At 73.1% G+C, this 11,593-nt stretch carries 3 protein-coding genes (1 of these 3 cut by a window edge); all 3 read right to left on the bottom strand.

Annotated features, from left to right (window positions below):
* Window positions 1–1,318 precede the first annotated feature (1,318 nt).
* Window positions 1,319–5,332, bottom strand: coding sequence for a type VII secretion protein EccCa (gene eccCa, locus ACFWXC_RS08810; protein ID WP_384475275.1), 4,014 nt, complete (start codon window positions 5,330–5,332; stop codon window positions 1,319–1,321).
* Between the two features lie 34 nt (window positions 5,333–5,366).
* On the bottom strand, window positions 5,367–5,765 hold the full coding sequence (locus ACFWXC_RS08805; RefSeq protein ID WP_384475273.1) for a YbaB/EbfC family nucleoid-associated protein: 399 nt from the start codon (window positions 5,763–5,765) through the stop codon (window positions 5,367–5,369).
* An 83-nt stretch (window positions 5,766–5,848) separates the two neighbouring features.
* Window positions 5,849–11,593: the 3' end of a lonely Cys domain-containing protein gene (locus ACFWXC_RS08800; RefSeq protein ID WP_384475270.1), read on the bottom strand. It continues 21,627 nt past the right edge of the window; 5,745 of the gene's 27,372 nt are visible here — the last part of the coding sequence; its start codon lies off the right edge, out of view; the stop codon is at window positions 5,849–5,851.

Below are 11,593 nucleotides of genomic sequence, written 5' to 3'. Positions count from 1 at the left end.
GGCCCCGCGGCCCCCCGGCGTGCGTCCGTTTGCACGAACCGCCGTGGCCGCCCCCGGACCCGGTACCCCGGGCCCGTCCCCTTCCCGGAACCCGGCAACGCCCCCCCCCCCCCCCCGCTCCGGGCCGACGCGGTCCGCCGGGTCCAGGCGTCCTCGCGAGGGAAGCCGGTCGCAGACTCGGTGAGGACGTAGTACGAGCCACGGATCGCCAAGGCTCCCCGGAGCAACGGCAGTTGGGCGACAGTACCAGGGCTCGACCGGCCCGGTCCGGTGACTCCGGCCGATCCGACCGATCCGGCCAATCCGACGGGTCCAGCCACGCGCCGCCCGCCGACCGGTCCAGCCACGCGCCGCCCGCCGACGGGTCCGCCCGGCGAGGTGCCTCACCTGCCGCATGGCGAGCTGTCGTACCTGCCGCCCGCCGTCCGTCCCGACGAGGGCGGCCGACCGCCGGGTCGTGGGGCGGCCCCGCCTTGGCGGTACAACGTTGTCAGCGATGCCCTCCACGGCTGGGGCCGGGCCCGCGGCCGTGCCCCCGCCGCCCAGCGACACGGCCGAACCGGCATACCGGACGACGGCCCGGCCCACCCGGTGCACGGTCTCGGGCGCCCCGGCAGCCGGAGCGTCCGCGTCCTGCGTGGACTCCGCGCCCGGCACGCTCTCCGTACTCTCCGCGGTCCAGCCCGCCGCCCGCCCCTCGGCCTCCGCAGACACCGGCGGCCGAGGGGCGGTCACGCGTTTCCTCGGCGCCCCGGCGGCGGGCAGCTCCTGCCCAGCGCGCTGGTGCCGCTGGTATGGGGTGACCCGCCGGACGGCGGCAGGTGTCGCCTCTTTGCCAGGGCGCCCCGGCAGTCCGTGCGGGTCTTCGGCCACCGGCTCGGCCGGGCGCGCTCCGCACAACCGATCCGTCAGGTCGGCGAGTTGGCCAACCGCCGAGGTCATCGGTTCTTCGGTCGCTGTGCGGGCACCCGGCGTCCGCCATGTGCCCGCGCTCCGCACCTGCACCCGCGCCCGGGCCGGTGAGCGCCGGGGCGGTTCGTCGTGGGTCGCGCGCGGCACCCGGCCCACGGATGTCCGCGCCGCGGACACGAGCTCGGACCTGCCGGCCCCCGGCTCGTCACCCTCCACGGGCACGGCACGGCCATGTCCCGTGCCGGGGTCCGTCAACAGAGCTTCTTCCAGGGCGGGTTCGGCCTTCCGGCCGACCGTCGAGGCCGTCGTGTGCGCCGCCATTCCGCGGAGCGTAGCGACCGGCCGGAAGACGGAGGTTCCGCGGAGATGAACGTTTCCCGCTTCCCCTCCGTCCAGCCGGGCTCTCTCACACGTCCAGGGCGACCTGGACCAGGGTCGGCGGCGCCTGGCGGCCGACCAGGACCCCGCGGCCGGGCGGGCGCTGGGCCGCCCGCTCGCTGCCGAGCACCACGCCCTCGCGGGGATCCCCGGACAGGACCAGGCCCGCCGTACCCAACTCCTTGATGCGGTTGAGGAGTTGCTCCGACATCTGGCCGCGGGAGCTGCCGGCGACCCGGCGGGCCACCACCATGTGCAGGCCGATCTCACGCGCCTGCGGCAGGAAGTCGAGGAGCGGATTGAGCGGTGACGTACGGCCGTTGGCGACCAGGTCGTAGTCGTCGACGACCACATGGAACTCCGGGCCGGTCCACCAGTCACGGTTGCGCAGCTGCTCCATGGTCACGTTCGCCGGGGGCAGCCGCTCGGTGAGCTTGGCGACGACCTGTTCGACGTAGACCTGGGCCGCGTTGGCGTCGCCGATGTAGGCACCGATGTACTCCTCGTCCACCGCGCCCATCAGGGCCCGCCGGTAGTCGACGACGACGAACCGGGCGTCGAACGCCGAGCGCCGGGCCGCCAGTCCCTTCATCCAGCCGCGCAGGAAGGTGGACTTGCCGCTGCCGGCGTCGCCGAAGACCAGGAAGTGCGGGTCGGCGTCCGTGAGGTTCAGGCGGACCGGGGTGAGGTCGGTCTCGGCGATGCCGATCGGCACGCCCGGGGTGGTGTCGTCCTCGCGGATCCGGCTCGCCAGATCGGCGGCGGTGAGCCGTTCGGGCAGCATCCGGATCGGCGGGGCCACCGGTCCGGACCAGGCGGCCGCGAGCTTGCCGATCGCCTCCTCCTGCGCGTCCGCGAGGCCGTCGGCGGTGTCCCTGCCGTCGAGCCGGGGCAGGGCGACCTGGAACTGGATGCCGGGCGGTGCCATGCCGCGGCCGGGGGCGGAGAGCCCGAAGGCACGGGCCGCCCGGCGGTTGATCTCCGAATCGCCCGGGTCGTTCAGGCGCAGTTCGAGGCGGGCCGAGATGGCGTCGCGCAGCGCGGTGCGGATGTCGGCCCACCGGCCCGCGGTCAGCACCAGGTGGACGGCGACGCCGAGGCCGCGCCCCGCGATGTCCAGGACGGTCGCGTCGATGCCCTCCATCTCGCCACGGATCGCACCCCAGTTGTCGATCACCAGGAAGACGTCGGCGGAGCGTATCCCCTCGGGCAGCCGGTCGGTGTTGCGCAGCCGCCGGAACTCGTCGGCGGAGTCGATGCCGAGGTGGCGGAAGAGCCGCTCCCGCTCGGCGATCAGCTGGCGCACCTCGGCCAGCGCGCGCCGGGCCCGGGCCGGGTCGTGCCGGCCGGCCACCCCGCTGACGTGCGGCGCCCGTTCGAAGGGCTGGAGCGAGCCGCCGCCGAAGTCCAGGCAGAGGAACTGCGCCTCGGCCGGGGTGTGGGTGAGCATCGTGGAGAGCATCAGCGTGCGCAGGAAGGTGCTCTTGCCGGACTGCGGGGCACCGACCACCGCGAGGTGACCGGCCTTGGCGAAGTCGGGCACCAGCGGCTGCTGGAGCTGCTGGAGCGGTACGTCCAGGACGCCGACCGGGGTGCGCAGTGCGCCCTTGTGCGTCCACCAGTCGGCGGACATGCCCCGCTCCGGGCGGACCACGACCGGTCCGGTGAGATCGTCCAGGGCGAGCGCGGCGGGCAGCGGAGGCAGCCACACCTGGTGGGCCAACTGGCCTGCCGTACCGAGCCGTTCGACGATGACCTGCATCTCGCTCGGCCCGTCCAGCATGGGCCGCACCCGCTCGCGCTCCTCCTCCGGCTCCGCGTCGGGGTCGGGCGGCAGCCGCAGCGCGAAGTGCACGGGGTCGGTGGGCGGCGGTCCGGCGGCCAGGGCGCGCTGCTCCTCCGACAGGTGGGTTCCGGAGACGTGGGCGACGCGGAAGCGCTCCAGGACCGTCTCGGCGACCTTGAGGTAGGCGGAGCCGGGGATCGGCGGCAGCCGGTAGGCGTCCGGGGTGCCGATGACGACCCGGGACTCCGCCGCCGAGAAGGTGCGCAGGCAGATCCGGTAGGAGAGGTTCGCCTCCAGGCCGCGCAGCCGCCCCTCCTCCAGACGCTGGGTGGCGAGCAGCAGATGGATGCCGAGGGAACGGCCGACCCGGCCGATCTGGACGAAGAGGTCGATGAAGTCGGGCCGGGTGGCGAGCAGTTCACCGAACTCGTCCACGATGACCAGCAGATACGGCAGCGGCTCCAGTGGACGCCCGTCCGGTCCGGTGGCCCCGGCGGCCCGCCGCAGCTGGTATTCGCGGACGTTGTCGATGTTGCCGGCGTCGCGGAGCAGCTTCTGCCGCCGCTGCTGTTCGCCGACGAGGGCGTCCTTGACCCGGTCGACCAAGGCGACCTCGTCCACCAGGTTGGTGATCAGGCCCGCCACATGCGGCAGGTCGGTGACGCCGGCGAAGGTGGCGCCGCCCTTGAAGTCGACCAGGACCAGGCTGAGCAGTTCCGGCGAGTGGGTCATGGTGAGACCGGTGACCAGGGTACGCAGCAGTTCGCTCTTGCCGGAGCCGGTGGCGCCGACGATCAGGCCGTGCGGGCCCATGCCGCCCTGTGCGGACTCCTTGAGGTCCAGGACGAGTTGCTGGCCGCTGCTGTCGAACCCGATCGGCATGCGCAGCACCTCCTCGTCCTGCGCGTCGACCCAGAGCGACTCGGGGCTGAAGTTCTCCAGGTCGGAGATGCCGAGCATGCTGGGCAGCGACATGGTCTGGGCGAGGATCTCCTCGCCCTCGGCGGACAGCCGCAGCGGGGCCAGCGTCCGGGCGACGGCCTCGCACAGCGGCAGTTCCGCGCGGGCCGCGACGGCCGATTCGACCGCCGAACGGGTGTCGGCGCGGCGGCCCTCCACGGTGACCGTCCCCTGTGCGTCGAGCCGTACCCGTACGTCGGCCCGGGTCGGCTCGTCGTTCTCCTGCTCCACCAGGCAGATCACGGTGATCGCGCTCTGCGGGCCGGCCGCCGCGAGGAGTTCGGCGGCGACCGGCGAGCGGGCCCAGGCGGCCCGCGGGAGGTAGCGGTCGAGGACGACCACGAGGCGGCGCCGGGTGTCCGGACCGTCCCGGTCGGTGAGGCTCAGCCGGCGGGACGGCTGCTGGACGGCGGCCTCCAGGGCCCGCTGCACATGGTCGGCGATGCCCTCGAAGTCCTCCGCGACCAGCGGCACCACGCCGGCCTCGCCGGCGGTGTCCGGTTCATGGGTGTGCGGCAGCCACTTGGCCCAGTTCCAGTCCTCGCCGCCGGTCGCGACGGCGATGCCCACGTCGTCCGGGGCGTGCAGCACGGCGATCTGGCAGAGCAGGGCGCGCACGGCCGCACGGGCCACCTTGGACGGCCCGAGCACGCTGACCACACCGGCCTTCGCCAGGTCCAGCACGGCGGGCTGGTCACCGACCACGGACATCGAGTCCACCAGCCGGTCGGCGGCCGTCTTGGCGCGCGGGTCGTACTCCACCGTCGGGTCGTTGCGGGTGGACATCCGGATGGGCGTGGACAGCGGTGCGTTGCCGGTGCCCACGGACACCTTGAGGAAGTCGGCGTCGGTGACCCGGCGTTCCCACACCCGGCGGCGCTGGGACGCGATCGCCCACAGCCGGCGCGGGGAGGGGAACTGCCAGGCGGCGACGGTGCGCTGGTTCTCCGCCACCTGGCGGGCGGTCCGCCGCACCTCGACCAGGTGGTCCAGGTAGCGGTCGCGGGCCCGCAGCTTCTGCTTACGGGCCTGGCCGCGCATCTGCATCCGCACGCCGACGGTGACGCCGATGGACATCACGACGAAGGCGATGCCCAGCAGGACCAGCATCCGCCGGCCGCCGGACATCAGATAGGCGGCCATGCTGATGCTGGACAGCAGCGGCATCAGCAGCATGAGCCAGCTGGCGTTGCTGTCCTTGCCGACCGGCTGCGGCGGCGCGGAGAGCACCACCGGGTCGGTGGGCAGCGGGGGCGGCACGACCCTGGCGGGCCGGTGGAAGATGACCCGGGACATCAGATCTCCTCGTCGGTCGGGCTCGCGGGCAGGGTCATCGCCGGGAACGGCGCTCGGGGAAGCGCGGTGCGACGGGGGGCGTCATCTTGTCGTTCTTCTCGCCATTCAGGCCGGCCAGGATGTCCTGGAGGCCGCCCGTGATCCCCGACATGACCTCGACGCGCTGCTCGGTGACGGTGTCGTGCGCGCTGTCGATGGCCTCGACGAGGAGCCGGACCAGCCGCTCCGGGTTGTCGGGGTCGATCACCGACGGGTCGATGCGCAGGTCCACGACCCGGCTCTCGGCCGAGACGGTCGCGCTGACCATGCCGTCCGTGCTGTGGCCCGTGGCCTCGATGTTCCGCAGGTCGAGCTGTGCGTCCGCCACGCTGCCCTGCATCCGCCGGGCATGGTTCGCGAGCGCGGAGAAGTCGATCTGCTCGTACTCGGGCATGCGGGCATCTCCCTTCCTGGGGGCCGTTGTTCGCTCAGGGGTTCCACTCAGAGATACGGATCCGAGGTCCGAACGGGTCTGTGTCAATTCCTTGACGGGCAGATGTCGGTGGGTGTCCGCAGGGCGCCGACGGTGAGCATGGCCCGGCGGCCGAGACCGTTGGCCACGGCACGGGCCAGTTCCATGCCCGCCATCGAGTGGTTGGGGTCCTCCATGCTCACGTGCAGGTCGACATGACCGACCGCCAGGCCCTCTGTCTCCAGCCCCGCCTTGATGTGCTCGGTCAGCCTGGTGCCCAGCTCGCGCCCGTACTGTTCGCCCGGTGCCGGGTCCGCGGCGGCGAGCGCCTCGGACAGGGCCTGGAGTTCGGCCGTGGACACCACGTCCTCCACGCGGAACACCCGCTTTTCGAGCAGCGGTTCGATGGGCAGCCGGCGCTCGGGGGCGGTCGGCGTCGCGTCGGGGACGTCGGTGCCCGGCCAGTAGTGCGGGTTGGGGATCCACGCGCCGAGGGTGTTCGCCTCGCCGTCGGGGACGATCGCCCAGCCGCCCTTGACGAAGCGGGAGGCGACGCCGCCCGCGAAGAGGACCTCGTCCCGGCCGGTGGTCTCCGGACGGATCCCGTAGGCATCGAGCGTCGCGGTGATGTCGATACCGCCCGGCGTGTCGACCTCCCAGACATGGCCCTCGCGCAGCCGTTGCGCCGCCGCCTCGGGCGAGGTGTCGGCGCTCACGAATCCATGGCCGGGGCCGCCCACCTGGGCATAGGCGACAAGGTCGAGCCCTGTGCCGCCGGGCACCAGTCCTTCGGTGCGGACCGTTTCGGCACTGCCGGTCGCCGCGACGAAGACGGGCCGCCCCGGGTACGGAATCGGCGGCGGGATGATGTCCGCCGCGTCCGTGGGAATCGCGGCGTTCGGCATCGGCCCCTCGACCAGCTCCATGACGGCGGGGGCGGGCTCCGCTGCCCGCCCGGCCGCGAGCGGGCGCAGTTCTTCGCCGCCGGTGCTGTGCGCGCCGGCCGTGGTCGCGACGACGGGGGCGGGTGCCGCCGGCGCGGCCGGGACGGGGGGGACCAGCCTGGGCGCGGCGGTGCGGACCCAGTCGGATCCGGATGCGGATCCTGGGGGCTGCGAGGCCACGACGACGAAGTTCTTCTCCCTCAATGTGTCGCGGAAGACATCGACGTCCACCGCGGGCGTGTACACGGTCCTCGCGGTGGCCGTCCGGCTGGACAGGGCTTTCGCCAGGGCCTCACCGCGGCCGGAGTGCGGCACGATCGGCACGAGTACCTCGTGCAGCGGGCGAGCGCTCAGCACCGGGTCGTTGGTCAGCAGTTCGGCGATCTCGTCGATGGGCACCGGGCGCTGGGAGTAGTCGGGCCAGGGCATGTCGAAATGGTCGGGACCGCCCTTGCCCAGCACGAAATAGGCGGCGGGCCGCTGGCCCCGGCGAGCTCCATGGGCGCGCCACGGCACATAGTGCATCTTGGCGTTCTCTCCGTCGGTGCCGTTGGACGAGGTGAGATACCTGTCCGGGACCAACGGGTCGGCCATCTGCATGCCGAGCCAGTCGCGGCCGAGGACCTCGCGGTCGTCGGACAACAGCAGGGTGCGCGAGGACAGGGCACCGTTGCGTTCCAGATGGTAGGCGGCGAGTGCCGTCGGGTTGCGGAGGTCACGGCCGACCGCGGCCGCCCCGGCCGTCATCCACAGGAGTTCCGCTCGCCGTGCCTCGTCCACGGGCTGCGCGGAGGCGTCCAGGTGCAGGACCTTGACCGCCAGGGCATCCACGTCGGTGGTCGCCTCCAGGGCCTCGACGGCCTTGACCGTCGCCCACAGCAGCCGCTGCCGGTGGACCTCCGTGACCTGGCCGGCCTTCAGGTCCAGGACCTGGACGGCCCGCTGGTCGGGATCGCCGCCCGCCAGCAACCCGAGGGCCTTGTCGACCGAGGGCAGCGGAACGAAGTCACGCAGCGCCAGCCCGGCGGGCTCGGTCTCCGCCGCCTCCAGAACGGCCTGCACGTCCGCCGGTTTCAAGGCCGGGCCCGCGGACCGTCCGGGATACGACCGGACGATCCGGTCCAGCAGGTCCATGCTGAACGGTCCGGTGTCCCGCAGCTTCGGGTCGTTGCGGCGCATCGACTCCAGCGCGCCGATTCCGCGCAGCAGCCGCTGGTACTTCCCGTGGGCATCGTCCTTGTCGTCCTCGACCGAGGGCCCGAACGCCTGACGCAGGGCTCGTACCAGCCGCAGGGTCGCGACCCTGGTCTCCGCCGGGGCCGGGCCCTGGGCGGTGTGCAGACCCGCCGTACCGACCAGGTCGTCGAGCGCCGCCCCCGTCGGCTCCGGCCGCAGCTCCAGCCACTTGCGCCGCTCTCCCTCGGCGGTCGTGGCGATCCCCTGCTGGGTCACCCCGGTGGCGCGGGTGAGGTAGTGGACACGGTCGACCGCGAACACCGTGCGGCCGACCTGGTTGGCCACCTGCTGAGGCTCGGAAAGGGTCGCCAGCGGATCGGCGACGAAGGGGGCGCGGCTGGCGTCGTGAACGGCCGGGAGACCTTCCGCGGCCGCGCCGACCCAGCACGACATGAGCACCACGACTCCGTCGGCGGCGAGCCCCTGCAGACTCGGACGCCGCTGGAGGTACTCGCCGACCTGGTCGCCGCGTGCCTGTCGGCGCTCCCCGTCCGACCTCACCAGGGAGAACGCCCCCGGGCTCCCGTGCAGAAGGAAGTAGTACGCCGACCGGCCGACCCAGGGCAGGTTTTCCGCTTCACCGTGCTGATCCCAGTACAAGGGATCCATGTGAATGTACTCGTTCGTCGTCGGCAGATCGCCGAAATACTTCTCGCGTTCGAGCTGGTCGGCCCTGTCGAGGATGGCGCGGCCGTACGTGCGCCCGTCGGCGGCGAGGGTGCGACTCATGATCTCGTCGTCGGGTACCAGCGTCCCGTCGATCATGCGCACGAAGTGCTCGTGCCCCAAGGCCCGGCGGGCCGTGAGTTGCGGATCGTCCGGCTGGCTGGCGAACCAGCTTCCCAGCGGCTCCCCCAGGGACTGGTCGTCGATCACCGCGATCCGGGTCTGCCGCGTCCACGGGTCCTCGTGCAGCTTCACCTTGCCGCTGTGCGACCACACGGTCCTGCCGGTCCGGGCCGCGGCCGTGCGCGGCAGACGCGGGCTCCCGGCACCCGCCTGCGGGACGGCGAGTACGACGGGGAGCCTGCCGTCGAGCGCGGCCAGGTCCTGGTCCATGGCCAGCAGTTCGGCGAACTCCTCCAGCGTCGCGTGCGGCCGGGAACGGTCCGCCAACCGCACCTCGACATGGTCGTCACCGCCCTTGGCCGCGACGATGTAGGGGCGGTTGTCACCGGCTCCCCGCTGCTCCCACAACGCCGTGGGGGTTTGCAGGCTGCTCCCGTCCACCTGGTGGTAGGACGCCGTGACCATGTTCCCGACCGAAGTGTCCGTCCAGTTGCGGCCCAGGACCCTGCCGTCCGGAGCGGTGATCCGGGTCGCGGCGGACAGCGCCCCCCGCTTCCGGAAGTCGAACGCGCCGAGCGCCGCCAGGCTCGTCGCCCGGCCGGCCGCGTGCGCCTCGTCCACCAGGTCGTACAGTGCTTGGCGTTGCGCCTCCCGTACCGGTTTGTCCCGATCCAGGTGCAGGAGCCTGCGGGCGAGCGGATCCGGGTCGAAGGTTCCGTCGGCCAGACCGAATCCGGGCTCGGCCAGCCGCAGTCTGTTCAGCAGTTCGATGGCCGGCGAGCGGGGCTCCAGCTCGACGTCGATGTCCGCCTGCCGGCGCAGGTCCCGCAGGGCGGAGCCGTCGGCGGCCACGTTCCGTCCCTTGCTGCGGCTGGAGACCCTGAACGCGTCGACGTCGACACGGTCGGCGGGGCGCGGAACGTTCCGCTGAAGCAGGTCCAGGGCATTGCCGATCTCGGTCCGGAGCACGTCGGCGACGGCGTCCGCGCGCTCCTGGCCCGTGCGTGTGGCGCCCCGATGACTGCTTCTCACCTTGAGCCACGAGCCGTTGCCGTGCCCGGTGACGGCGATCCACGGTGTCGCGAACCCCTCGCGCATGTCGCGCAGCCCCGCCTCGACCACCTTGCGGGCCAGAGCGGCGATGTTGCCGAGCTGATCCGGAGCGACCTCCTTGGAGCCCTCCTCGAAGGTGACCTTCACCGTCGTCCAGGGCCCCGAGGCCGCGGTCGTGTCCGCGGCGGCGGCATCAGGGAGACCAGCGGCGTCGACGGCGGACGGCGGCTCGACGTGCGGGATGGGCGGTGCGGCGGAGGCGTGCAACGCCTCGTCGATCCCGTCGGTGACATCGGTGACGGCGGTCCCGCCGTTCGCGACGGTCGTCGCCGTGACCCCCGGGGCCGGCGAGGCCACCTTCGGGGGGCGGGTGTGGATCCAGTCGGCGGAGCCCGGCCCGCCCGGCGGCGTGGTCACGACGATGACGTGCTCGCCGGCCTTGGTGTCGTGGAACAGCTGGATGTCCACCGCGGGCGAGTAGACCTTCCGGCCGATCGCCGCCCGGTCGGTGAGGGCCTTCGTCAGGGAGGTGCCGCTGCCGGAGTGCGGCACGACCGGTACCACGGGCCTGGTCACTTTGACGGACGTCAGGTACTGGTCGTTGGTGAGCAACTCGGCGATCTCGTCGTGCGGTACCGGGCGCCGGGTGCCGTCGGGCCACGGCATGTCGATGGTGTCGGCACCGCCGTCGGCCAGCAGGAAGTAGGCCTGAGGGGTCCGGTCCCCGCTGTTCGCGGAGGCGTGCCACGGGGCACTCCTGGCCTGGGCACGCGCCGGATCGGCGCCGTCCGCCACGGAGAGGTACCTCTCCGTGGCCAGCGGGTCGGTCAGCCGCCCGCCGGTCCAGTCGCGCCCGAGCACCGCGCCGCTCGCCGACCGGAGCAGCGTCCGGGACGACAGGGCGCCGTTGCGCTCGAGCTGGAAGGCGGCGAGCGCCACCGGGTTGCCGGTGTCGCGGCCGGCCGCGGCGGCCCCGGCGACCGTCCAGAAGAGTTCCTCGAGCCGCGCGTCGTCCACCGGACCGGTCAGGGCACCCAGATGCAGGACCTTGGCGGCCAGCGCGTCCACGTTCGGGGCGGCTTCCAGTGTCTCGACGGCCTGGACCATCGCCCACAGCAGCTGCTGCCGGTGCGCCGCGGTGACCGGTGCCGATCCCAGACGCAGGACGTGGCGCACCCTCAGGTCGGGATCGGCGACCGCGGGCGTGGCGAGGGCCTGCTCCACGGAGGGCAGCGGAACGAAGTCACGCAGCGCCGTTCCGGGCCGCTGGGTCGGCGCCGCGTCCAGCAGCGTCTCGACGTCGTCCGGTGCCACGGCGGTGCCGGGGGCCGGGGACCGTCCGAGCCGGGACCGGGCTGCCCGGTCCAGCAGGTCGAGGGTGAACTGCCCGGTGTCCCGCAGCAGCGGGTCGTCCCGGCGCATCGTCTCCAGCGCGCCGATACCGCCCAGCAGCCGCTGGTAGCGCCCCGAGACATCGTCCTTGTCGTCCTCCACCGAGACGCCGAAGGTCTCTCGCAGGGCCCGCACCAGCCGTAGGGTCGCGACCCTGGTCTCCGCCGGGGCGGGGCCCTGGGCGGTGTGCAGACCCGCCGTGCGGGCCAGGGCGTCCAGCTCCGTCTCGCCCGGCTCGGGGCGCAGCTCCGCCCAATGGCCGCGCTTGCCGTCCGCGGTCGTGGCGATTCCATGCTCTGGCGTCAGGGAGTCCCTGGCCGTGTAGTGCGATCGGTCGGCCGCGAACACGGTACGGCCGGTCTGGTTGGCCACCCGCTGGGCCTCGGAGACGGTCTC

The sequence above is a fragment of the Streptomyces sp. NPDC058683 genome, assembly GCF_042716195.1.
GTDB lineage: Bacteria > Actinomycetota > Actinomycetes > Streptomycetales > Streptomycetaceae > Streptomyces.
The sequence above is the reverse complement of the archived record's forward strand: the minus strand, read 5'-3'. Positions and strand labels throughout refer to the sequence as shown.